General features: G+C 36.9%; 34 protein-coding genes and 1 pseudogene. 33 read left to right on the forward strand and 2 right to left on the reverse strand.

Features of this window, described 5'->3' with window-relative positions:
• The first annotated feature begins 42 nt into the window (after positions 1-42).
• From QH639_RS17765 to QH639_RS17925, 33 genes and pseudogenes are all read left to right on the forward strand, one after another.
• Positions 43-309 carry a hypothetical protein gene (locus QH639_RS17765; protein WP_281114869.1) on the forward strand — a complete coding sequence of 89 codons (267 nt, stop codon included), beginning with the start codon at positions 43-45 and terminating at the stop codon, positions 307-309.
• A gap of 313 nt (positions 310-622) precedes the next feature.
• Positions 623-928 carry a hypothetical protein gene (locus QH639_RS17770; RefSeq protein ID WP_281114870.1) on the forward strand — a complete coding sequence of 102 codons (306 nt, stop codon included), beginning with the start codon at positions 623-625 and terminating at the stop codon, positions 926-928.
• Positions 929-1,002: 74 nt separating this feature from the next.
• A complete protein-coding gene (terL, locus tag QH639_RS17775; RefSeq protein WP_348638182.1) occupies positions 1,003-1,338 on the forward strand; it encodes a phage terminase large subunit in 336 nt (111 codons plus the stop codon).
• Between the two features lie 50 nt (positions 1,339-1,388).
• Positions 1,389-2,680: pseudogene (locus QH639_RS17780) on the forward strand (anti-CBASS protein Acb1 family protein).
• Complete coding sequence (locus QH639_RS17785) at positions 2,673-3,452, forward strand: minor capsid protein (RefSeq protein ID WP_281114871.1); 780 nt, start codon at positions 2,673-2,675, stop codon at positions 3,450-3,452. The pseudogene QH639_RS17780 and the gene QH639_RS17785 overlap by 8 nt, the downstream one beginning before the upstream one ends.
• 62 nt (positions 3,453-3,514) lie before the next feature.
• Entirely contained in the window at positions 3,515-4,600 is a 1,086-nt protein-coding gene (locus QH639_RS17790) for a PIN domain-containing protein (RefSeq protein WP_281114872.1), read from the forward strand.
• Between the two features lie 48 nt (positions 4,601-4,648).
• Complete coding sequence (locus QH639_RS17795; RefSeq protein WP_281114873.1) at positions 4,649-5,713, forward strand: DUF2213 domain-containing protein; 1,065 nt, start codon at positions 4,649-4,651, stop codon at positions 5,711-5,713.
• A gap of 24 nt (positions 5,714-5,737) precedes the next feature.
• Positions 5,738-5,989 carry a hypothetical protein gene (locus QH639_RS17800; protein ID WP_281114874.1) on the forward strand — a complete coding sequence of 84 codons (252 nt, stop codon included), beginning with the start codon at positions 5,738-5,740 and terminating at the stop codon, positions 5,987-5,989.
• Between the two features lie 27 nt (positions 5,990-6,016).
• On the forward strand, positions 6,017-6,469 hold the full coding sequence (locus tag QH639_RS17805) for a structural cement protein Gp24 (RefSeq protein ID WP_281114875.1): 453 nt from the start codon (positions 6,017-6,019) through the stop codon (positions 6,467-6,469).
• Between the two features lie 14 nt (positions 6,470-6,483).
• Positions 6,484-7,389 carry a DUF2184 domain-containing protein gene (locus QH639_RS17810; RefSeq protein ID WP_281114876.1) on the forward strand — a complete coding sequence of 302 codons (906 nt, stop codon included), beginning with the start codon at positions 6,484-6,486 and terminating at the stop codon, positions 7,387-7,389.
• Between the two features lie 13 nt (positions 7,390-7,402).
• The gene (locus QH639_RS17815) at positions 7,403-7,714 is read left to right on the forward strand and encodes a hypothetical protein (RefSeq protein ID WP_281114877.1); all 312 of its coding nucleotides are present in this window, start codon (positions 7,403-7,405) and stop codon (positions 7,712-7,714) included.
• A gap of 11 nt (positions 7,715-7,725) precedes the next feature.
• Positions 7,726-8,085, forward strand: a complete 360-nt coding sequence (locus QH639_RS17820; protein ID WP_281114878.1) for a DUF4054 domain-containing protein — start codon at positions 7,726-7,728, stop codon at positions 8,083-8,085.
• Positions 8,085-8,552: a hypothetical protein gene (locus QH639_RS17825; RefSeq protein WP_281114879.1), complete on the forward strand. Its 468-nt coding sequence runs from the start codon at positions 8,085-8,087 to the stop codon at positions 8,550-8,552. The genes QH639_RS17820 and QH639_RS17825 overlap by 1 nt, the downstream gene beginning before the upstream one ends.
• Complete coding sequence (locus QH639_RS17830; protein WP_281114880.1) at positions 8,552-8,893, forward strand: hypothetical protein; 342 nt, start codon at positions 8,552-8,554, stop codon at positions 8,891-8,893. Before QH639_RS17825 ends, QH639_RS17830 begins: the two co-directional genes overlap by 1 nt.
• Entirely contained in the window at positions 8,890-9,372 is a 483-nt protein-coding gene (locus QH639_RS17835; protein ID WP_281114881.1) for a phage neck terminator protein, read from the forward strand. The genes QH639_RS17830 and QH639_RS17835 overlap by 4 nt, the downstream gene beginning before the upstream one ends.
• Positions 9,373-9,376: 4 nt before the next feature.
• The gene (locus tag QH639_RS17840) at positions 9,377-10,390 is read left to right on the forward strand and encodes a DUF3383 family protein (RefSeq protein ID WP_281114882.1); all 1,014 of its coding nucleotides are present in this window, start codon (positions 9,377-9,379) and stop codon (positions 10,388-10,390) included.
• Positions 10,391-10,402: 12 nt separating this feature from the next.
• Complete coding sequence (locus QH639_RS17845) at positions 10,403-10,795, forward strand: phage structural protein (protein ID WP_281114883.1); 393 nt, start codon at positions 10,403-10,405, stop codon at positions 10,793-10,795.
• A gap of 5 nt (positions 10,796-10,800) precedes the next feature.
• Positions 10,801-11,067, forward strand: coding sequence for a hypothetical protein (locus QH639_RS17850; RefSeq protein WP_281114884.1), 267 nt, complete (start codon positions 10,801-10,803; stop codon positions 11,065-11,067).
• Between the two features lie 183 nt (positions 11,068-11,250).
• Positions 11,251-11,715, forward strand: coding sequence for a hypothetical protein (locus QH639_RS17855; protein ID WP_281114885.1), 465 nt, complete (start codon positions 11,251-11,253; stop codon positions 11,713-11,715).
• A gap of 6 nt (positions 11,716-11,721) precedes the next feature.
• Positions 11,722-13,524: a phage tail tape measure protein gene (locus QH639_RS17860; protein ID WP_281114886.1), complete on the forward strand. Its 1,803-nt coding sequence runs from the start codon at positions 11,722-11,724 to the stop codon at positions 13,522-13,524.
• A gap of 12 nt (positions 13,525-13,536) precedes the next feature.
• Positions 13,537-14,058 (forward strand): phage baseplate protein, encoded by a 522-nt coding sequence (locus QH639_RS17865; protein ID WP_281114887.1) that lies wholly within the window; start codon positions 13,537-13,539, stop codon positions 14,056-14,058.
• On the forward strand, positions 14,058-14,378 hold the full coding sequence (locus tag QH639_RS17870) for a phage baseplate plug family protein (RefSeq protein WP_281114888.1): 321 nt from the start codon (positions 14,058-14,060) through the stop codon (positions 14,376-14,378). The genes QH639_RS17865 and QH639_RS17870 overlap by 1 nt, the downstream gene beginning before the upstream one ends.
• 27 nt (positions 14,379-14,405) lie before the next feature.
• Complete coding sequence (locus tag QH639_RS17875; RefSeq protein ID WP_281114889.1) at positions 14,406-15,134, forward strand: phage protein; 729 nt, start codon at positions 14,406-14,408, stop codon at positions 15,132-15,134.
• Positions 15,135-15,270: 136 nt separating this feature from the next.
• Entirely contained in the window at positions 15,271-15,807 is a 537-nt protein-coding gene (locus QH639_RS17880) for a Gp138 family membrane-puncturing spike protein (RefSeq protein ID WP_281114890.1), read from the forward strand.
• Positions 15,808-15,817: 10 nt separating this feature from the next.
• On the forward strand, positions 15,818-16,174 hold the full coding sequence (locus tag QH639_RS17885; RefSeq protein ID WP_281114891.1) for a contractile injection system sheath initiator: 357 nt from the start codon (positions 15,818-15,820) through the stop codon (positions 16,172-16,174).
• Complete coding sequence (locus QH639_RS17890; RefSeq protein ID WP_281114892.1) at positions 16,152-17,327, forward strand: baseplate J/gp47 family protein; 1,176 nt, start codon at positions 16,152-16,154, stop codon at positions 17,325-17,327. The genes QH639_RS17885 and QH639_RS17890 overlap by 23 nt, the downstream gene beginning before the upstream one ends.
• Complete coding sequence (locus tag QH639_RS17895; protein WP_281114893.1) at positions 17,320-17,988, forward strand: hypothetical protein; 669 nt, start codon at positions 17,320-17,322, stop codon at positions 17,986-17,988. The genes QH639_RS17890 and QH639_RS17895 overlap by 8 nt, the downstream gene beginning before the upstream one ends.
• Complete coding sequence (locus QH639_RS17900) at positions 17,985-18,293, forward strand: hypothetical protein (protein WP_281114894.1); 309 nt, start codon at positions 17,985-17,987, stop codon at positions 18,291-18,293. Before QH639_RS17895 ends, QH639_RS17900 begins: the two co-directional genes overlap by 4 nt.
• On the forward strand, positions 18,286-18,642 hold the full coding sequence (locus QH639_RS17905; protein WP_281114895.1) for a hypothetical protein: 357 nt from the start codon (positions 18,286-18,288) through the stop codon (positions 18,640-18,642). Before QH639_RS17900 ends, QH639_RS17905 begins: the two co-directional genes overlap by 8 nt.
• A 2-nt stretch (positions 18,643-18,644) precedes the next feature.
• Positions 18,645-18,884 carry a hypothetical protein gene (locus QH639_RS17910; protein WP_281114896.1) on the forward strand — a complete coding sequence of 80 codons (240 nt, stop codon included), beginning with the start codon at positions 18,645-18,647 and terminating at the stop codon, positions 18,882-18,884.
• Complete coding sequence (locus tag QH639_RS17915; protein ID WP_281114897.1) at positions 18,885-21,077, forward strand: hypothetical protein; 2,193 nt, start codon at positions 18,885-18,887, stop codon at positions 21,075-21,077.
• Positions 21,078-21,329 (forward strand): hypothetical protein, encoded by a 252-nt coding sequence (locus QH639_RS17920; protein ID WP_281114898.1) that lies wholly within the window; start codon positions 21,078-21,080, stop codon positions 21,327-21,329. It begins immediately after the preceding gene.
• Positions 21,322-21,465 (forward strand): hypothetical protein, encoded by a 144-nt coding sequence (locus QH639_RS17925; protein WP_281114899.1) that lies wholly within the window; start codon positions 21,322-21,324, stop codon positions 21,463-21,465. The genes QH639_RS17920 and QH639_RS17925 overlap by 8 nt, the downstream gene beginning before the upstream one ends.
• A 292-nt stretch (positions 21,466-21,757) precedes the next feature.
• Here QH639_RS17925 and QH639_RS17930 read toward each other — a convergent pair whose 3' ends face one another.
• Positions 21,758-21,925 (reverse strand): hypothetical protein, encoded by a 168-nt coding sequence (locus tag QH639_RS17930; protein WP_281114900.1) that lies wholly within the window; start codon positions 21,923-21,925, stop codon positions 21,758-21,760.
• Between the two features lie 782 nt (positions 21,926-22,707).
• Positions 22,708-23,634, reverse strand: coding sequence for a manganese-dependent inorganic pyrophosphatase (locus QH639_RS17935; RefSeq protein ID WP_131520869.1), 927 nt, complete (start codon positions 23,632-23,634; stop codon positions 22,708-22,710).
• Positions 23,635-23,912: the final 278 nt, after the last annotated feature.

Here is a 23,912-nt window from a genome sequence, read left to right on the forward strand (position 1 = left end):
ATTTGCCTTATAATATATATAGGTATATTGGGGGTGTTAAAGGTGCTTAGAATATTTGAGATGAATGATGTGGAAATGAAAATGTTAGAAGAAGTTAAAAATGGAAGAACTGAAATTCTTTTTAGTAACAAAATTAATGATGTACCAAGAGAAGAACTACAAGGGATATACATGTTAATAAGCTTCGGGTATATACAAGGAGATGATTATTCTGATGAAGACAAATTTGGATTTATCAATCTAACCTTAACAGATAAAGGTAAGTGGAGGATGGGGAATGAATTGAAATTTATATTTCAACAAAGTTAAAGAATGAATAATACATAGATACAAAAGTCGCACTCAATATGAGTTGAGGCTTTTTATTTTGCTTTGAAAACTGCATCAAACAGCCATTCAAATAAAATGGACTGGTTTACGGGTGACCAAGTATCTCAGGAAGATTAGATACCAAGGAGCGCTGGCATGTACTAGTAACCGATGGGGTGGAGTTAGGTGTGGTTTTGAAAGTGGGGTTTGTAGTATATGGTTCCAAATTATTCCCTTCCTGATTATTATAGTGTGTAAGGGGATTATGTGACTGTAAGTTCGTTCTTGCTAATAATACTGAAGGAGTGTTCTTATGAATAAATTTTCTATGTATTCAATAATTCTTGGGGTTATCGGTATACTATTCTTTATCGCATCAGGCATCGCCGCGATACAAAGGGGAATGGAAAACTATTCGGTTATGCAGTTAACACTTTTTTATGTATTTTTTGCTACAGGGATACTTTGTTTCATTCTGAGCTTTATGTTAGGGTTATTTGGTTTTAGGAAGAATGTAGGGGATAAGAGATTAAAATATGTAGGTCTTCTTTTGGTGCCGATTATTGTAATTATTAGTGTGACTTTTGGATTGTTTATAGCTTGGACTGCTTTTGGTTAATTGCGTTTATAGATAAAGAAAAAAAGAATCAAAATTTATGAAGCCATCTTAGGAAGGCTTTTTCTTTTGCCTTGATGGCTAATGCACGAAGTAAATATATTGAGGATAAGGCAAATGGTTCAGCTATCATCGAAATGTTGAAAGATGAAATAAGTGGAGTCGTTCCAGTTGATCCTGAAGGTGGTAAGGAGGCCCGCGCTAATGCGGTGTCTCCTTTATTCGAGGCTGGAAATGTATATCTACCTCATCCAAATATGTGTCCGTGGGTTGAGGACCTAATAGAGGAACTTGTATCCTTCCCTAACGCAGCGCATGACGATTTAGTAGATATGACAACGCAAGCATTAAATCAGTTGTATACAAACAATTCTAATCCAATTGATCGCTATAAAAATTTACTAGGAAGGTAGGTGAGAATATGAAATCCCTAGACCAAGCAAAAGAGATGCGAAATGACTTCATGCAAGGCAACGGCAAGGCGAATCAAAAAGATAAGCTGACCAGACAGATTGCTGGTGTTGGCCGCAAATTATCTCATGATGAAATCACGAACTTATATGGTGATAGCCGCATTGTACAAAATATCATCGATATACCAGCCGAGGACATGACGCGAAACTGGTTCACTTTGAAGATGGAGGATGAAAAATTAGCTCGTAACATTATGAGTAAGCTTGCTACCTTAAAGCTAAGAAAGCATTTAAAGAAATGTTCACTTATGACCGTCTCCGTGGAGATGGTTTTATTTCGTTAGGAGTGAATCAGGCTAATAAATTTAAAATAAGCGAAGAGCTACAAATGGACAAATTAAACACAGTCGATTATTTGCACGCATTCAGCTCTTTAAAGGTAAACGAATTCTTAATTAATGAGGACGTATTCGATATTAAATACGGTCAGTTGGAGCAATTGCGTATTAATCGAGCATCAAGTCATGGTATTCAGACTCAAACATCAGAAGAGTCTGTACACATCTCTCGCTTACTTCACAGCCAAACAAGGCGAATGGAAGGGGAAGCACAAGGACGCTTACTTTTAGAGCCGTTATACGACATTCTCACGGTTTTTGATACATCTGTATGGTCAGTTGGTCAAATTCTTCATGATTTTACTTTTAAAGTATACAAATCTAAGGATATTGATAATTTAACATCACAAGATAAGCAACAATTGTCTATGATTATGGATTATATGTTTAGAACTGAAGCTTTGGCGATGATAGCAAATGATGAGGAACTGAAAAAAGAGGTAACGTCAGTAGGTGGCATTAACTATCTGTTGGATTTCGTATGGGACCTACTCGCTGGTGCTGCTCGTATGCCGAAAACAGTCATCAAAGGGCAAGAATCAGGGACCATTACTGGTGCTCAATATGATGTGATGAACTATTATTCACGCATCGTAGCAGATCAAGAGAATGATATGAAACCCCATCTAGAAAAGCTGATTCGTATGTTATTAATGGCCGAAAAGGAGTTAGGAGGACGTATTAACCCTGAATCATTAGAGTGGGAAATACAATTTAACCCTCTTTGGAACGTTGATGCTAAGACGGATGCTGAAACACGCAAGCTCGTTGCAGAAACAGATCAGATTTACTTACTCAATAATATAATTACTGCTGATGAAATCCGTGAGGCACGCTTTGGTCAGTTTGGGTTATCAGATACTCTTAAATTCAGTGGAGATGAAGCTGATTTGAAGAACCTTGCTGATAAAGTATACAAAGGGTATCGTGACCGCCATGAGTAAAAAGGTTCCGATAACACGTTTCCCAGATGCAGCAGCAGTTACGTACAGTCATGACATACGAAAAATGATTCTTGAGTTAGGAGATGAAACCTTAAAACAGTTTGAAAAGTATGTAGTGCCATTGTTAAACGATCAAAGGCAGGACTCTACAGAATACTTAGTTGATGGGATATTCGACAACATTAAACGAATGTTTAAAGCATTAGCGAATAAAGCTTCTAAGTCATTCAGTGAGCGAAGAAGACTTTCAGCAGCTAAACGGTTCGTGAATAGTGTTAATCGGTTTAATAGGCATAACATTGCTAATCAACTTGCTGTAAGAGGGATTGATCTAGCGCAACGAGAACCATGGTTAGAGACATTCCTAGTCAATAAAATCAAAGATAATGTGACCTACATCAAGAATATTGAGGATGATTATCGGAGAGAGGTTGAGAATGTCGTTCGAAAAGGCGTTCAGGAAGGGCAATCTATCAAACAGATACGGCAGTCCATACTAGAACAAGTAGATGTTGCTGAAAGTAGAGCGCAATTCTTAGCTGTTGACCAAGCAGGATCAATACTTGGTCAGATGACGGCCGAAAGGCATCGGAGTATAGGTATTGAAAAATTCGAATGGTATGATTCGGCTGATGAACGGGTACGTGATTCTCACAGAAGACTTAGCGGAAAGGTATTTTCATATGATGATCCACCTACTGTTAACGGACGTGTTGTTTTGCCTGGTGAGGATTATCGTTGCAGGTGTGTTGCTATTCCTGTTTTTGATTAACTTTGACTAATATAACCTAATGAAGTTAAAATTAATTTTAATGAATTTAGGGGGGATTAATTATGCATTTATTTTTAGATACTACTGTCTTTTATGATGATCCTTTTTTACAAAAGCCGCACATGAAAAATCTTTTGAATATCTTTAAGCAACATGATTTTAAAGTTTATGTTTCGAGTGTTGTATTAATGGAAACTAGACATCATTATGAGGAGAAAGTAAGAGAAAACATTAATTCTTTTAATAAATCTGCTAAATATTTACAAGATAAGCATCGTGGTTACTTTAGAGATATATACCAAGATGTGGAAAAAGAAGTTGAATATTGCAGAGATAGGTTTGATAGATATTACACTAATTCTGAACAGATTATTGTGTTGGAATATGATAATAATTTATTACCTGAATTGGTCAATAGATCTATTTATAGGATAAAGCCGTTCACTGAAAAAAAACAAGAATTTAGGGATGGAATAATTTGGCTTACCTATGCGCGTTACACTGAGGAAAATTGTTTAGAAAATTGCATATTTATTACTAATAATTCTACAGACTATCTAAATAAACAAGAATTACACAAGGATTTACAGAAAGATACAACTAGAATAAGTATTTTCCAACAACCATACGGAGTTCTTTATTCAAAACTTTTAGAACCTTATGTTGAAACAAATGAACAATTTAAAGAATTTGTGAAGAAATGGAATGAAATGGACAGTTTAGTTAGACACGATATCTTAAGTAAGGTGTTAGAAAAAGAAGAAGTTCAAAATGAGATAAGGAATTACATTACAGAATATATAGAAAAAAGTACTTTCAGAGAACTATATTTCTTTGGTAAAGGAGAAGGAAAATCAAAATTATTAAACATAGAACAAGTGACTTTGGAGCAAGGGAATTTTAGTATTATTAGTGGAAATTTAACTTTCAATGGAGAAATTGAATTAAAATCCTCTACAGAAGACGTAATATTCTTACAAGATAATCAAACTAAAACAGAAATAAATGAAGTAGAGTTAGAAATGTATTTTACTTGTGATTTTAATAGTGATACTTATGAAATGACGAACTTTATAATAAATTCACATTACAATTTAAAAAATGTTCAAGAAGAAATGGCGCATGCCATTGCATCTCAACATTTGTAAAGAGTTGTGTTAACAACTCTCTTTTTATTTTTGAAAGGGGGTGAAACATTGAAACTGCAACGTTACGATACATCTTATATAAAAGACTACATGGAAACACCAGAAGGGTATTTAACGGTCAATGTACCGATTACTCGTCCTGGTGTTTTTCCGTATCAACGACAAGATGGTACGGTGCAAATGGAGGCAAAATTACCTGAAGATATTTTCAGTGACCGTACTATTTATTCAGCACGTTCTAAGCCTGTTACAGATGGACATCCTAATGAGCCAGTAACAATTGATAACTATCAAGCCTATGCAAAAGGTATGAGCCATACAGATTCTCGTGTAGAGGACTTCAAACTCTATATTTCATTAACTGTTACGGATAAGGCTCTGATTGAAAAGATTCATGAGGGTTATAACGAAATTAGTATTGGTTTCTTATCAGATGTGGTTGCAGAAAGTGGGACATATAACGGAGACCAGTACGAGTTTGTACAACGAAATGTAGAAATTAATCATATTGCGATTGTAGAAAAAGGTCGTGCAGGTCCAGAAGTTGCTATACGCTCCGATTCAGACGCATGGCAAATCGATGAAAAAGAAGGAGGAAACACCGAAATGGTAAAAATCAAAATTGAGGGTACAGAATACGAGGTAGACCCAGCAGTAAAAGCCTATATCGATGAATTCACAAAAAATATGAAAGGTGATAGTGCTGATACATTTCAAGGTCGCCTTGATGCATTGGATTTAACGTTAAAAGCAAAAGATCGAGAGATTGCTACTTTAAAAGAACAAGTGCTATCTGCAGATGAATTAGATAAACAAGTAGAAAAACGAGTAGCTTTAATTAATACTTCACAAGCGATTCTAGGTGACTCATTTGATTTTACAGGTAAATCAGAGCGTGAAATCAAAGAAGCTGTCATTTCAACAACTAAACAGGACTTTAAAGGCGATGGCAAATCAGACGATTATATCAACGCCTTTTTTGATGCAACGGTAGAGCAAGTACAATCCAATGGCTTTTCTAGTGTAGGTGCTAATAGTGCATACACAGGTGATGCTGGTACAAACAAAGATTTAGAAGCTATGAAAAATCAACGTTTAAACATGCGCTCTTAGTAATATCCACAAAGGAGAATTTTTATGGTTAAAGAAAAAGCGTGGCAAGAGTTTAGAGATTCGGGTTTACTTTGGTTAACGAATAGCATATTACATGTTTTTGGTTGGGCTATTGTTGTTGAGATTGATGAGGAAACAAAAGATCTTGTACGAGCATATCCTGCCCGTGTGAAATATCGAGGGTTTAGTGAAGAATCTACAACCCATGGTCATAAGAGACTCGCAAAATATATCAAAGAAAATGCAGAAATATTAGAGCAAGAAGCAAACGAATAATTATTTATACAAAAAGGAGGAATTTATATGCCTATTACAAATTATCCGGATTATATGCAACCCGCAGGTAAAGCCGGTCAATTATCTAGTTATCAAGATTATTTAGCAGACACATACGCGGTGGAGCAAACAGTTCCATACGGTGCAGCAGTTCAATTAAATGCTACAGGTACAGCGATTAAGCCCATAGCCACAGATGGTACTGTAATTGGTATCGCGTTAGCTCAAAATATCCATGATTGTGTGGAAAAGAAAGATGACCAAAACTATCAAGTTGGTGAACCGGCAGCAATCGTTAAACGCGGTCGTATTTTTGTAGTTGCTGGTGGCGATATCATTAACGGCCAAGCTGTTAAGGTGGACCCGGCAACACAAAAATTTGTTGCTTCTGGTGCATCAGTTATCGATGTAGCAAATGCTGTATTCAAAGGTAACGCAACAGCTGATCAATTAGTAGAAATCGAAATTAACTTACCATAAGGAGGAAACTATACATGACAATTCAAGCTTATCGCGGAGATGCTTTAATCCGCCCACAAGACTTAAATGCTATTGACAAACGCATTTATGAGCCACACGCTTCGGAATTAAAAGCACGCTCAATTTTTGCATTAAAAACCGATATTCAAGCAGGAGCAGAAACTTACAGTTATGATGTAATGACTCGTTCGGGTGTAGCAAAAACCCTAGCTCCAGGAGCAACAGATGTGCCACTAGTTGATGCTGACTTAGAACGTCATACAGTAAATGTGTATTCAATTGCTGCAGCATTCAATATTTCTGTACAAGAAGTACGACAAGCGCAGATGTCTGGCAAAGGGATTGATGTAACAAAAGCTGATACAGTACGAAAAGCCATTGCTGAAAAGGAAAACCAAATTGCATTCTCTGGTGAAGCGAAATACAAAATCAAAGGCTTAACTGATGCAGTTGGTATTCAAGTGTATGCTACGCCAAATAATGAGGCTGGTACTTCTACAAAATGGAAAGACAAGTCAGGTAAAGAAATCGTTGCTGACATTCGTAAAGCTAAAAATATGATCAATAAATTGAACGGTCATGAAGCTGATACGCTGTTATTGACACCTGACTCATTTGAGGAGCTTGAAAAAACATTCAACGAGTTCACACAACAGTCAGTGTTGGAGTACATTAAATCTCAAAACTGGTTTAAGCGAATTGAAACAGTGAATGATCTTGCGAAAAAAGGTTTAGCAGGTTCTGAATGTTTTGTGGTCCTTGATTCGTCACCATCAGTAGTGGAGCTTGGTATTCCTATGGATGTTACACGTCATCCGCAAGAACACGCATTCCCAAATACAAAAGTGCCATTTGAAGAACGTACAACAGGCTTAATTATTCGTTATCCGATGGCTATTTGCCGTGCGGATGGAATTTAAGGGGGAATGATTGATGTTAGTGCAGAACAAAGGAAATCATTCGTACACAGCCAATGATTTAACTCTTAATCCAGGTACAAATAAAGTGGATGAGAAGGACTTTGAACGTTTTCTAACTCATCCACTGATGAAACACCTTAATGAAAAAGGTGAATTTGTCTATGACAGTGACAAAGCGAGACCATCAGCAAAGGATGCAATCGGAATGATAGAAGATGCTTTCGATATTGATATGTTAGAGTCCCTGAAAGCTGAAGAAGATCGTAAAACAGTACTGGATGCCATCAATAAACGCATTGAAGAATTGAAAAATCCCGAAAAATAGGAGGGATTCACATGTTATTAACGTCATTAGAGCGCATTCGTATGCTTAGTGATGAATTTACTTCTATTTCAGATGACCGATTAACAATGTACATTGAGGATGCTTCCTTAGAAGTGTCCTCTTTGCCTGTCCCAGAGTTATATCAAGAGCGATTAGCACGTTATTTGGCTGCTCATTTAGCTATTTTAAGTGTAGCCAAGGACCAATCGGTAATACGGGAGAAGGTTGATGTTATTGAGCGTCAATACAGCGATCCGAACAAAAACATTGGATTGTTAGGGACCAAATATGGTCAAGAATATCAACGAATTATGGATGAGTTGGCTGAACAATTAAAACCAAAGAAATCAATTAATTTGGTGGTGTTGTAATGGGTGTGCGAATAAGGATAAGTGGTACTAATCGTATCCCACAATTAGTACAATCTATACAAGAGCTCAGGGACTTTGAAATAGAAGTCGGTATTTTTGGAAGTGATGACTCTTTTTATGCCATGATTGCAGCTGTTCATGAATTTGGTATCACCACACGTAAAGAAAGAGGGTCCATAGTGATTCCTGAACGTTCTTTTTTGAGGTCTACATTTGATGAAAAGAATGGTGAATGGGCCAAATTCGTGAAGAAACAACTACCTAAACTATTGGATGGACAAATGAACGCTAGAACGATTTGCGAACGGTTAGGGGCAAAGATGGTAGGGGATATTCAAAGGAAACTCACACAATTAGATGATCCGCCTAACGCTCCGTCAACAATTGCTCAAAAAGGGTCTAGTAATCCATTGATTGACAAAGGTGGCTTACGTCAAAGAATTACGTATAAGGTGGTGACTCGATAATGCCAGAAAAAATGTTATTTGCATCCGTTATTCATGATCAAGGAGTACCGTTTATTGCTCATTTAATGGGCAATGGTAGTTATATTGATGGTGAATGGGTAAATGGCGTAGTAATTCCAACTGAATTGACTGGCATCATCCTACCTCTTAGTAATGATGATTTAAAATATGATGAAAACGGCACTTATACTGTGAAAGAAAAGAAACTACTAGTTGTAGATCAAATACCTGAAGGCACAAAGGTTGAGTACAATGATCAAAAATACACTGTACAAGCCTTCAAAGACTTTTCGGAGTATACAGACGTAAACATCTACATCATGAGGTGGCGTGAGAAATGAATTTAATTAAATTGATTCGTAAACAACTCGTAGCAGATACCGCATTAACGGTAATTAGGGCTGATCAAGCAGGTGATATACCAAAATTACCTTACGCCACTTATAAAGTAATAGGTGATCGAAAAGGTATAGGGCAAGATGATGTATCCCATGTTAATAAGCCTGATGCCTTATCAGAAACACGAATACAAGAACGTAATTCAACTATTTCTTTTAACACTTATGGAACTTCGCATGATAACGCTTATGAAGTAGCTACACAGCTTCGTAAGTGGTTTGAGTGGCGAGGTTCTTTATTTTTAGATGAGATCAATGTTGCTGTTGTAAATCTTACTGATGTAACCAACCGTACAACGTTTTTATTAGAATCCTATGATGAGAAATGGGGCTTTGATGCAATTATTCGATACCAAGAAATTGATGAACACGAAATAGATTACTTCGACAAAGTGGAAGTAGAAATGAAATTAGGAAGGTGATTAAATGCGTTATGTTGACGTGCAAATATCAAGAGAGACAAAGCCAATTTCTGAAAAGGGATTTGGCTTACCTTTGTTACTAGCAACAAGTAAAGAACTAGAATACAAAGAATATACAGGCATTGAGGATGTAGCAGCTGATTTTGATGAAAGTACAAAAGAATATAAATTGCTCTCTCGGATGTTTGGTCAAACGTTAAGACCAGCAGAAATAGCAGTACATGGTTTTGCTTATACAAACGATGCAACCAAGCTAACATCAACAATGAATGATTTAATTAAAACGCATAATGATTTTTATTATGTTGTATGTACTGAACAAGGTGATGAAGCAATAACAGCGCTAGCAGAATGGACTAACACACAAGATAAAATCTATGGGGCCACAACAGGAAATGTAGAGTTGGCAGAAACGTTGAGAGGATTATACGACAATGCTTTCATAGTGGTTCACGATCAACCTGAAACATATGTAGCTGAGGGGCTAATTGGTGTATGTGCACCAAAGAAAATCGGTGCTTATACATGGACCTTCAAAAATGTACAAGGTGTTCCAGCTGCAAAGTATGACAATACAATGATTAATCGTATTCATGAGGCAAATGCATCTACCTACATCAATGAGGCAGGCATCTTAATAAATTCCAAAGGTGTTGCGACAAGTGGGGAGTACATTGATGTAATTCAAGCCACGCACTATTTAAAAGCACGTATTGCCGAAAGTGTATTCCGATTGCTTGCGTTAAGAGATAAAGTGCCTGGTACTGATACTGGTATTGGTTTAGTTGTTGCAGAGGTGGAGGGTGTATTGGCTTCTACAGTAGAAAATACAACAAATGGTGAAGGTATTATCGCTCGTGATGATGCAGGTAACCCAATGTACACAATTACATTCCCTAGGAGAAAAGATATTCCAAAAAACACCCTAGCACAACGTATTTTGCCAAATATCCAATGGACTGCAACTATTGCAGGCGCATTCGAAAAGGTGCAAATTCGTGGCGTACTAACGGTTTAAGGAGGGGTTTAAATGGCAGAAACTTTTAATTTTAAAGACACAGTTGCGATTGTTGGTGGCATAATCCTTACTGGATTTATGGATGGTACGCCAATCGAGGCTGAGAAGAACGAAGATACATTTAGTCAACATGTAGGTGCTGATGGTTCTGTTACTTACAACGAATCGGCAGACGAAACAGGTACGTTTACATTTACATTAAAACAAGATTCAAGTGTTGTACCAATGTTAGATGCGTTGTTGAAATCAAAGGAATCATTTAACGTTTCACTCAATGATGCAAAACGAAAGAAACGTGTGAGTGGTTTGGATTGTCGTTTTTCTAAGAATCCAAACTTTTCACGTGGAGCCGAAGTCGAAGGTGTTGAATACACAATTCTAGCAGCACAATATAAGGAGGATTAATTCAAATGACATTTACGCCAAAAACAAAAGATTTTAAGTCTACAGAAGGTAATGAATACACTTTCCAAAGTGTACCTAATTCAAAATTAGCTGAAATTAGTGATATAGGTTCTGATTACAACGGTAAAATTTTAAATACTAAAATGATGCCGTTAATGTTGGAACATGTTGTAGTGGTACCAAATGGTTTGAAAATGGATGATTTTGATACATGGACAGAGCTAGAAGAGGTTACAAACGCAGCCTTTCGCTTTCTTCGAACAGGAAAATAATAAAATAAAAAACATATCAGGGGTGCAGAGCATCCCTTCTTTTTACGAAAAAGCAGCAGGTGAAAAGTGGTGGAAATATGCTATCGGATATCACTACAAAATTAATCCACATTCAGTGGAACAGTGGGATAACGATACCATTCTAGAAACACTTGCATCCTTAAAGATGTTAGGGGTGATTAAATGACCAGTGCTAGCATGCGTGACATGTATGTAGGTATCTATTTCAGGGACGAAGAAACAACAACGCTACAACACTTAGATCAAGTAATGAATAACATAGAAGATGAAATAATTAGTGTTGGAAAAGGATTAAATCATACAACACAGGGCTTTAACCATTTTGGTCATGCAGGTATATCAGCTTCACAAAACGTTGCACACGGATTAAATAATGCTGAAACCGAGGCAGGACAATTAAATCAAGAAGTTCAACACGTTAGTAAGACATTAAATGGTTTTAAATCAATGATGCGTGGTCTAGCAGGGATAGTTGCAGGTGTATTTGCTGCTAATGAGGTTAAAGAGTTTGGTTTAAGTGCTATTGAGTCAGCAGCCGGATTCCAAGCTATGAATGAGCAATTTGAACAGGTATTTACAGGCATGCAATCTACAGCAGATGAAAATTTAAACAAAATTGCAAAATAAACAGGTATGTTGCCAGAACGGTTAAAAGGTAGCTTCACGCAAATAGCCGCATTTGCTAAAACAACTGGAGCAGATACTGCAGATGCTTTGTCTTTGACGGAACGAGCTACTTTAGCTGCTGCAGATGGCGCCGCATTTTATGATCGATCAATTGAAGAAGTAATTGAAAACATGCAGTCCTTTTTAAAAGGTAACTTCGAAAATGATGCAGCGCTAGGTATTTCAGCTACAGAAACAACACGTAATGCTAAAGCTAATGAACTCTATGGTAAATCGTTCATTAAATTGAATGAATCTCAAAAGCAATTAACCTTAATGGCAATGGTTGAAGATGGAAACAAGTTGTCTGGAGCACTAGGGCAAGCATCTCGTGAAGCCGATGCATATGAAAATCAGCTAGGTAACTTAAAACAGTCATGGACTAATATCAAAGGGAAAATTGGTGGTCCATTATTAGAACCGTTCGTACTGTCAATGAAATCGGCATCACAATGGATGGAAAACTTAGATACTGACAAGTTGGTCAATAAAATCGATCGTGTAGTTTCTTTCGCAGGGACGGCTAAGGATACCTTCATGTCTTTAGTGAATGATACAGGAAATGTATCTAACTTGTGGCAAAACTTCGGTATTCCAAAAGATGCGAGTGATGAGATTGCTTCATTTGCTAATACAATGCGTAGCACTGTTGTAGTAGGAATTGGTGCAGCAAGTACAGCTTTTGGAGGATTTAAAAACGGTATCAGCTGGATGATTGATAATAAAGAGTTAGTTATAGCTACAACAGCAGGTATTGCAGGTGCATCCGCAACATTTAAAGTAATTTCTACAGTCAATACTCTAATGACAGCATATCAAGCTAGTACATTCGCGTCTACAGTAGCAACACAAGGCTTTAATGCAGCTCTTAGGGCAAATCCGATTGGTATGGTCGTTACTGGAGTTGGTTTACTTATTGCAGGTGGAGTAGCATTATATCAAAATTGGGAAACCGTTAAAACAAAGGCTATACAACTATGGCAAGTTATTGATAATAACCCTATCCTCTCTTTTTTAACTGGACCAATAGGAATGTTAATTAAGGCAGGTGTTACGATTTATCAAAATTGGGATACTATCACCAATAACTTCAATAGATTTAAAAATGCAATCACTAACTTTAAATTGCCAGGATGGGTTACATCCATCGGGAGTACGATTGGTAAAGCAGCAGGTGCAGTTGGTAACTTCATTAGTGGTTCCCATGCTACAGGTCTAGAAAGTGTACCTTACGATGGATATGTGGCCGAGCTGCATAAAAACGAGGCTGTTTTAACTGCTCAACAATCCAATACACTTCGTTCGATGGGGATACTTTCCTCCAATAGCGACGGAACTCCATCCATTGATATGACAGCTGGGATGAACTCTAATATCAATCAATCGAGTGATATTCAAAGTGATAGTTCAAATTCTGATAAATTTCACAAAGAAGAAATGCCGTTTTCATCAGGAATAATGACAGAGAATAATCAGACACAGGCTGGTTTAACGTCAAACAATAAGCAAGCAAACGAAATGAATAATATTGCACCTAACATTGAAGATCAAAGAGGTGAAATATCCTTATCAACACCAGAACAAAAGGCGCCTGTATTTTCAATGGCACCTTCTTCTGATAATCATCAAATCAATATTGATATGCCGATTCATATAAATGCATCTACAGATAAAATTAATGAAATTGCTCGATTAATTAAAGAAAAAGTGCCTCCTATTGTACGAGAAGTCATTTCAGATATCATAGATACAGAATTTCAGGCTATTTAGGTGGTGATTGGAATGCCGTACATTAAAGATGTATTAATCGATGTCATAACAAAGGTGTCAATGCCTGAGTCCTCTACTACAACTGATCATGCTCTTGAAGATGGCGAGCAGATAACTGATCATGTGAAAAGTAATCCTATCACCATTTCCTTAACAGGTGTAATTCTTGATGAGACTGAGGCAAAAGTGCTGAAACTTCGAGAATACCGAGAAAAAGGTACAATAATTGATTTTGATTACATGACAAAGTTAAATCACATGGTTATAACTGACTTCAGCCGTGATTACGAAGCTAGAGTAAAAGACGGCTACGCCTTCACGATGACCTTGAAACAAATAAAAGTAGGTAAGGTTGCTAAGTTTGTTAGTGTATCTATTCCAGTTAAAAAGCAGACAAAGGCTGTTACTAAAAAGGGTCGACAACAAACGAAAAAGACACCTACTACAACAGCAAAAACCACTAAAGAAAAATACACAACGCCACCTAAAAGTTCATCATCCGGTGGTTGGGCAGGAATGGAGGGGCGTAAGTAATGGATGAATATATTGACATTGATAAAAATGAGATACCATATTCCTTTGAAATAGAGCTTGCAGGAGAAGTGTTTGAAATTGAAGTTAATTACAATCAAGCTCATGACTTTTTCACTGTAGATTTATTCAAAGACGGTGGTGTTTTAGTTATTGGAGAAAAACTAATCCTTAACCGCCCTTTATTCAGAAACCGTGTAAACATTGACTTGCCAAAAGTACAAATAATTCCTAAAGACCGAGCTAATTCAGCTACTCGTATTACCTACGAAAACCTGAACGAAACGGTCTTTTTATATGTGGTAGGTGAATCAGATGAGTAATTTATTCATACGAAAAACTACTTTTTAGTGAGTGGCCGAGAGATTACGGATCCACTCACAATTAAATTTAGCGTGCCATTCGGAGACAATGAAAAAGTAGATACGATTGATATTCAAGTTTATAACCTCAAGGATGAAACTATTAATTCAATTTCTATAAATCAAGCTGCTATTTTAAGTGCTGGCTATATTGATGATAACGGAGTAATTTTTAGCGGTTCACTAAAGAAAAAAGAAACGAAGTGGGAAGGGTTAGATAAAATTACAACATTTAAGTGTGTCTATTGTAGTTTGGATTATACAAATGGTGTTGTGAAACGAACGTATGGACGAAATACTCATGCATCACTCATATTACGCGAATTAGCCCGTGATGCAGGACTTGCTATCGGGGATATAGATTTACCAGTCGATTTTGTGTATCGCTCAGGTAAAGTACTCAATGGCAAAATTAAATTCCAAATTGCTGAAATCGCGAAGGATTGCAAAGCAAAACAGTATGTAAATAAAAATCGGCTTTATGTACGTGACCAAGCTAAAAGTAACAATATCGGGCTTGATATATCGAAAGAAACAGGACTAATCGATGATCCAGAAGAAATCGAAGAAGAAGTAAAGGAAGTAAAGACCGAGAAAAAAGTTGAGAAAAAAAGTGATAGAAAGAATGGAAAAACAGAAAAAAAAGCGAGGAAAAAAAGTCCATATCTAAGCCTGCTAAGAAAAAGCTTAAAGGCTACAAAATTAAGATGTTGTTAAATCATAAAGTCACAACAGATGTCATTATTAAACTAACGTCCAGAAATGTTAGCGGACTGTTTCGGGTATCAAAAGGTGAGCATAAAGGGGATACGTCAGGAACAGAATACTACACAGAATGTGAGGTGGTGCCATTATGACAACATCTATTGGTCAGTTTGTAGGGAATTCTATTGAAGAAAGTTTGATGAACATGAATACTTGTTTGATCTGTGAAATACTTGAAATTGATATGAATCTTTTTAGGGCGGATGTTCTTCCAAAGAATGATCCAGAAGCTACGCCTATATTGGATGTACCGATAGCATTCCATCAAACAGATCAATTTGTAATCCAAATACCTTACAAGAAGGGCGATCTAGTAATTGTAGTTTGTTCCCAAGTTGATATAGACCCACTATTGTTTGGTGATGGTGAGGCTGCTAGCCGTTCATTTAGTGCTAATGATGCCCAAATAGTTGGTGGTATTAACCTTTTTACGTCTCCAATTCAAAATGAACATCCTGATGATGTGGTTATAGGGACTAAGGATTTTCAGACAAAAATCGTATTAAAAGATGATGGAGAAATCACGGTGAAATCATCCAAGTTTAAAGTTGAAGCCGATGATATAGAATTAACAGCTGGCAATATTACTGCAAATGGTAAGGATTTAACTGCAGCTTCAGTGTAGGAGGTAGGTTATGCACACACTTAAATATGACGATGATGGTGATTGGGTGCTAAATGAGCTTGTGCATGGTGACGATCAACTAATCCAAAATTATAAGCATCTATTACGTACGCGAGTAAAAGAATGGATGTTTAACGATTATCACGGTTTCAGGCGAGATGTAATCGAAAAAAAGCTGCCAAATAAAAAGGAAATTGTGCAAGCAATGCATGATTGTCTGTATCAAGAACCACGTACAGCAGAGGTCCTAAGTGTAGAATATGACTTTAATCGGATAAAAAGGCATTTATCCATAAATTTCAGAGCACGTACGACACTTGGAACGGAGGTAGGGGGTGAAGTAGTTGTTAACCAGATTTGGGTTTAAAAGAATGAGGACAGTTGATTATTTACCAATCATCGAAGAACAGGCCAGAGAGTTGTTTGGAGAAGATGCAGATTTATCAGATCTCACACCATTAGGTAAATTCATCCACTTACAAGCCCAACAACGAGCTGAGGACAATGAGGAACTCGAAAATGTCTATAATTCTCGTTTTGTTGATACAAGCGAGGGAGCATCTTTAGAAGCAAATGTTATACGCGTAATTACACGCAAACGTTGGATTAAAGCCTCTGGCGAGGTCGTAGTCAATTTAGACAAAGGTGCCAAAATAAATATAGATGATTTATTTAGAACACGATACAACGTATATTTTAAAGCTCTAGAGGCTGTTGATGCTGTAGAAGATGGAAATTATGGTGTACCTGTCGAAGCTCTTGAGTATGGAGCTATCGGCAATGTAGAGCCTGGAGATATATCAATCATAGTAAACCCACAGAGTGGCATCAATTCGGTTACGAATCCAGATGCTTTTTTTAATGGTCAAGATGAGGAAACGGATGAAAAATTGCAGGACCGTTATTATGAATCATTAGGAAAGTTAGGTTCTAGGCGTATTGAGTCAATTGAAGCAAATGTTCTTGATGAAGTAGAAGGAGTACGTGCTGCCATTGCGATTGAAAACGACACAAACGAAGTTGATGCCGAAGGACGCCCTCCGAATTCGTTCGAAACGGTGGTATTAGGTGGACTAGATGAAGACATTGCAATGGCTATCTTCAGAAAAAAAGGTGGCGGTATTCGTGCTTATGGCTCTACAGTCTTCACTTATACAGATCATAGAGGTATTGTGCATGAAATAGGCTTTACACGAGCTACAACGGTCAGTGTGTATGTAAAAGTGTATATCAAAAAGGGCAATCAATTCCCACTTAACGGTGACGATTTGGTCATTGGTCAAATTGTTAAATACATTGGAGGTACATATAACGATGTACTTTATCCTGGTGTTGGTATGAGTAAAGATGTCGTTTGTACAAAAGCAGAGGCTCGTGTTTTATCGATTGATGGTATTGATGATGTTCGTGTGGAGTTTTCTATTGATGGTGGTATTTATGAACCTCAGAACGTTCTTATTGCTTTTCCAGAAGTGGCCGAAACAGATGAATCGAAAATTGAGGTGTTGCCTCTTGATTAATCAACGATTACAAACGTTATTAGATCGTATGCCTCAGCAATTCTCGAGAAAGGAGGATAGTAATAACTATAAACTGCTTAAAATAATTGCTGAGAATAGTGTAGAAAACCTGTCTATTCAACAAACAATTTTAAAGTATTGGGATGTGGACCGTTCAGAGGGATATGGATTAGACCGTTTAGGTAAGGACGAGGGCATTTCTCGCGGTAGTTGGGATGATGAGGAGTATCGTAAGATGATTAAAATTCAATGCATCCTTAATCTTTCGGAGGGGGACATTGAAACAATGAACCAAATCATGGATGCTTATATGGGCCATGATTTTATTGGTTTTGAGGAAGGTTGGCGAGAGTTTGATCCAGCAACATTGTTACTTAATGTCCGTTCATCAGCTAAAAGCATCCCAGATGAATTAGTTAAAAGAATTAAGACTGCAGGTGTTGGCATTTATATTTTTTTAAATGAGTTAAATGAATTCTTGATACTACACGCTGGCACTTATGCATGGCAAATTAATCATAAAATTTGTGGTCGTTTTAAAACAACTAAAACCCACGGCGCATTAGGCAATGAAATATTAAGCGTTTCAAACAATGCTTACGAATTCATAATGAACAATCGGATTTGTGGCAGATTTAGAGCAGGAGGTGTGAGGAATTGAATGAAATACAACCATTGATGATAGATTTAACTCAGCAATTTTTAAGTAACCTTGTAGCAAGAGCCAAGGTGACTATTGATGGAGTAGTGTATGACAAAGAAATCTATCATACTAGCACAAAGTATGGACTAAGAAAGTATGTGAAATTGTCGCTAGAACAAGGCTTAGTTACACGTGCTGCTTTAGTCGATAGTTACGGCCGTGAATTGTACGTTAAAACAATGAATTATCAAAAGGGTTCACAGGGGTATGTTATCGCATTTCCTCTACAACTGGAAGCAAAGGAAGTGAAAGTAATTGAATAATCTAATGAATGGCGAGATACCTCTAGATTTTAAAGAGAATCCGTATGAGCGTACTCAATGGGATGATGATGCTACAGACCCTGTGACAGGTGAAATTATCGATGAGGGAACTCCTTTTATGTCAGAATATGCGAATAATTTTGAGTGGGGGATTTACAATGCATATCGTGTTTTGATAGAACATGCTCGTCAAATGCAACGAATACAAGTTCAATTGGAGCTAGACGGCCGTGTACCTGGAAACAGCGGAACATTTGCTGATACATTAGATGGCAGCTCAAATAAAATTAAATTAGACACAGCTTTAACAGATATTATTGAGGCTGTGCATTTGGTACAACAATTTTAAAAGTGGCTAGTGTTGATGGTTTTACACCATTTACGCAAGTCACTATTTTTGATGATGTCACAAATGAAGATGTCATTATTACAGCAGTTGGTACAAGTACTATCACAATACAAGCTCTCAAAAACGCATATACAAAAGGGGCAAAGGTGGCTCGTAGCAACATCGAGATTGATACGGTAAATGCTGAAATGGGTGTAGGCAACTGGGAAACTTATAATGTGCAAGTGGTGGAGGTGGTTTAATTGATAGATTATAAAGATTTGATTTTGGCAGACACAAAATCATTTGCGGGGATAACTCTAAGAAAAGATCGTACTGTTGTTTATGGTGATTACATTTTTGCATTCGAGGACAAAAAATATCATGTCATTTCAATTATTAGTAAAACAGTTATCTTTACCGCGGATTTAAAGGATGAAGCTGGTGTTATTATCAATATGCCAGCTTTACTTGCTACAAAGATGGTAAACAGGGATGTTATCGCAGTTACAACAACTTATGCAAAAACGCATTTTTATCAGGTGGTTGGAAATACACTAACATGTTTTGCAACATCTTCTTTTGCTAAAGATGATTTCACAGGGTTAACTACGACTATCACCAAATTACAAGCTAATACAACTCACGTATTAATCGGTGGGTACGATCAATTCATGAATCTTGTTGAAGTAACAAGCGATTATCGTGTAATTAATAGGAAATATCTTGATTATGCTTATGTATATGTCGGGGAGCCTTTTTTAACAGATAACAGCAATATCATTATCTTAAGGGTGAGCAGCTCAACAGTGGTTGCGCTTTTATTTAATTCCTCTGGCACACAATTAAATAGCATCAACTTAGGTTCAGGTACTAGTGCACGCGCATATTTATTGAGTGATTCTAAGTCGATTATCGTTAGGGTAGGAAGTATTTTAAAATCATTAACATGGGTCGGGACAAATTTTTCGTCTATAGATTTAACAAATCATTCTATTGCAACAGGAGACACAATGTATTATGGAGGACCAAAGGGTCTTATTACATTACAGGCATCATCTAACAAATACCTGTTACACGATTATGCATCAACAACTAAAACGTTGACTAGCGCAGGCGTTGCCCTGGAATACAGCACAAATAACGATGTTCAGTATGTTGGAGAAAATAATGATGTAGTACTTGTTTATTCGGGTAACAAACTTTATTTCTTACAAAAAGCTAATACTCCACCAACAAATACTGTTATTCCTACACAATCGTCCAAGCTAGGGGTACCTAAAACAGTAGATTTAGCCCTTTATTTCAACGATCCGGATAACGATGTATTAACTTACACATCATCATCAAGTGCAACAACCGTCGCTACCGTATCAACAAATGGATCAACACTCACATTACAACCAGTGGCAATTGGCTCAACTATTATAACTGTCACAGCACATGACGGCAAAGGCGGTACTAAGTCAACGACATTTACTTTTAGTGTTGTAAACAGTGCTCCTACGGTTACACTATCATCTCCAACAAATAATTTGACTTTATATGAAAATGATTCATTTAATATCGCAGGAACTGCAATAGATACAGATCCTAACCAATCGGTCACGGTATACTATCAAATTGATGACAACCCCAAGAAGGTTTTAGCTGCTAATCTAAGTCAAATACAAATCGCATTATCCAAAGCATTAACTTTTAAAGGTGGCAAAATGTTTGATGGCATTACTGTTATCACAGGAGCGCTTGCTGATGGGGTAGCCCATACATTAAAAGTTTGGGCAGAGGACGGAGAAAAAGCTTCATCATCAATCATTGAACGCACTTTTTATGTTGTTTCAAACAGAGCGCCTTTGTTAACTGTAGACCCTATTACACCTAATGGAATCATTGATTCTGATAATTTTAAAATTAAAGGTTTGGCAGGCGATCCAGATGCGAATGCGAGTGTAAAAGTATCGTACCGTATTAATAATGGAAATCCTGTTCAAATTTACAATGGTCCAGGTGGAACATGGGAACTTGAGATAGCACTTAGTCAACTTGCGGTAGGTGAGAATACGATTGTTGTTGAGGTAATTGATAATTATAATGCTAAAACAAGTAAGACGATAAAACTTAATAAAAACACAGTGAAAACGCCTATTTTGCAATTTGTCGCTCGATATAAAATTGAGCCTCCGAGGGGATCAGTGAAGGGTGTTTTATTATTTATTGAACGTGACGCAGGGTTGGCAGTAAAAGTCGAGTTATCAATGACTTTGACAGGAGAACAGGAGCAATACATCACCCTCACACCAGTTAATACTGCACCAACAAATAGTGGCACTATAGAAGATACTTTCGAACACACAGTTTCAGAAGAGAAGCAAAACATTATTCTAAAAATCACACCATCACGTACAGATTTATCGTTCAATCATAAAATTCATCTTATTTCGGGGGCGGTGGACTAAATGCCATTTGAGTACAAAGTACGTAATCCAGACGGAACTATTGGTGGAATAAAAAAAATCAGGATTGAAGAAACGGCAGAGGAAAAGGCTGCTCGTTTAGAGCAAGAAAATAAACTATTGCTTGGTAGCATGATGGAAATGTCATCTTATATGGCAATGCAAGAACAACGTCTAGAAGGACAAGAGAATGCCATTATGGAGCTTTCCACATTAATTGCAATGTCACTACCAGGAGGTGAGAGTGATGTTTAATGAAAACAGTGGCTTAGTAGGAATTTGGTGCAATTTTGTTAAAACGAATCCAGACAAGCGCGAACAGGTACCTAATCTATCTAATTTACGTGAAGTTGTATATAAAAAGTTAGACGAGGGTGAAAAGCAAGCATAGCTTAGCGTTATTTTTTATGTCAAATTGAAATTTCGTTAAGATTTCTTTACCTTGTCGTGATTCTATTGATTAACTTTAAATTTGTAATTATGATGACGATAGGGGAAATAAGTATAAAGATCTAACGCTGACGGATCGCCGTATGCGATGAAAGTCGCCTGTACGGTGAAGGCTCGTTATAAAGCCTTATGGTATAAGACGAGAATAGCAATGTTGAAATCACTTATGCAATTGTATTTCATGGGACTGGACAGTCTACTGGTAATTTACGCCTTTACTTTAGCGAAGGAGTCTACGGTGCCAGTGATGGACTTACACCGATAGATAGTAATGATTTAGTAGCTACGTATAATAATGGTGGTGATGGAAGTATTACAGGAATTACTATTACCCATGTAGAGAAGCCAAATGAAGGTACTCCACTAACAGGTGGCGAATCAGAAGTTCGTGTTTTCTTCACTCTGACAGGAACGCCTGATGAGAATGATCAAATAATAATTAGTGTGGCTGGGGAAAATACTATATTTAATGTACATGGTATTCCTATGAACTCTAATTCAACAACTGGTCCTAAAGATTTAAATTAACATGTTAAGACATAGGGGTTTTATTTAGCTCCGTATAAGATAAACCCCACATTTAATTAGGTGGGGTTTTTTCTTACTAAGAAACTTTATTAATCATTGTCTTCCACAGATAATTATGGAGGGCTATTTTGATACAACAAGACCTAAGTGATGCACTGTGCTGAGCAAAAGGGTTAAGATTTCTTTACCTTGTCATGATTCTATTGATTAACTTTAAATTTGTAATTATGATGACGATAGGGGAAATAAGTATAAAGATCTAACGCTGACGGATCGCCGTATGCGATGAAAGTCGCTCGTGCGGTGAAGGCTCGTTATAAAACACAGTTGTGTATAAGGCGAGAATAGCGTAAATCAAGCGCCAGTAATTAATGTTCAATATCAGGATAATTCAGAGATCGCAAATGGTGGCATGTCATTTCCTATAAATACAAGTAATCAATTTTGGGAACCAATATTTATTGATCCAGAAGGAGATACGCGAAGCGAGGGAAGCAGCTCGACCCCGCCCGCGGAAAGCGTCCGCCCGTAGTGGAAATCAACGGCTTTACTTTATTTTATTGTAAAAGAAAAAAGACTGTAGGCAAACTCAAAATTCATTGAGTTTGTCTACAGTCTGAGAGGCTGTCTTAATAGACAGCCTCTTTTTTATTTTTTATTTTAGAGCTTCTGTTAATACTGGCACAATTTGTTTCTTACGAGAAACAACACCTGGTAATACAACACGGTTATTGATAAGATCAGCACCGAATCCTTTTGCTGCTGCTTCTGCTACTTGCCCAATTGCAACAGCTGTTGAATCATTATTTAAAATGTCAGTCACAACGAAGAAGAATAGATCTAAGCCATTTTCTGCAACATTTTTATTGAGTAGGATTTCTAACTCTTCTTGACGATTAAGCACATCATTAACATCAACTGCATTAACTTGAGCTACAACAGATTTGTACTCACCAAATTGGAATTCCTTTGCATCTAATGATAATAAATCTTCTAATGATTTATCAGATAAATCAGCACCTGCTTTTAGCATTGCTAAACCATACTCTGCAATCTCCACACCGGCAATTTTTGCTAGCTCTTCACCAGCTTTTACATCTTGCTCTGTGCAAGTCGGTGATTTGAATAATAATGTATCTGAAACAATTGCAGATAACATTAAACCAGCAATGTTCGCAGGTATGTCTAAACCGTTTTCGTTAAAAATTTTCTTAAGAATAGTAGCCGTACAGCCTACTGGTTCTGCACGATAATATAGTGGATCAGCTGTTTGGAAGTTGGCGATGCGGTGGTGATCAATTACCTCTGCAATTTGCACTTCCTCAATACCGTCAGCCGATTGTTGGAATTCATTGTGGTCTACTAGAATAACTTTGTCCGCTTCACCAACTACAGAAGAGATTAAACGTGGCGCTTCAAAGCCGAATTTATCTAATGCAAATTGAGTTTCATTATTAACATCTCCAAGACGTACTGCCTCAGCTTCTTCACCAATTTGCTGTTTTAAATAGGCATATACAATAGCAGACGTGATTGTGTCTGTATCTGGGTTTTTATGTCCAAAAACTAATACTTTACTCATAGAATTAATTCCTCCTAAAATGGCACTTACATTTATATTTTATTTTATCATACCTTATAGCCTGACAAGTGATAAAGTGAAACTTTGGAACAATTTCGCCTCAGCGTATATACCACTGACCCTCACTCTCGATATAACATACAGTGCTTAATTGTGTCCAAACTATATTATGCAAATAGAATGGCAGTGCTCTAAATACATACTTTTCAAATAAGATATCTATATTATAACTAGCTTAAGTTGCTATGTATACTTTTAATAGGTCTAATTACTTCTAT

This window comes from Lysinibacillus sp. 1 U-2021, assembly GCF_029916965.1.
In the GTDB taxonomy this organism is placed as follows: Bacteria; Bacillota; Bacilli; order Bacillales_A; family Planococcaceae; genus Lysinibacillus; species Lysinibacillus capsici.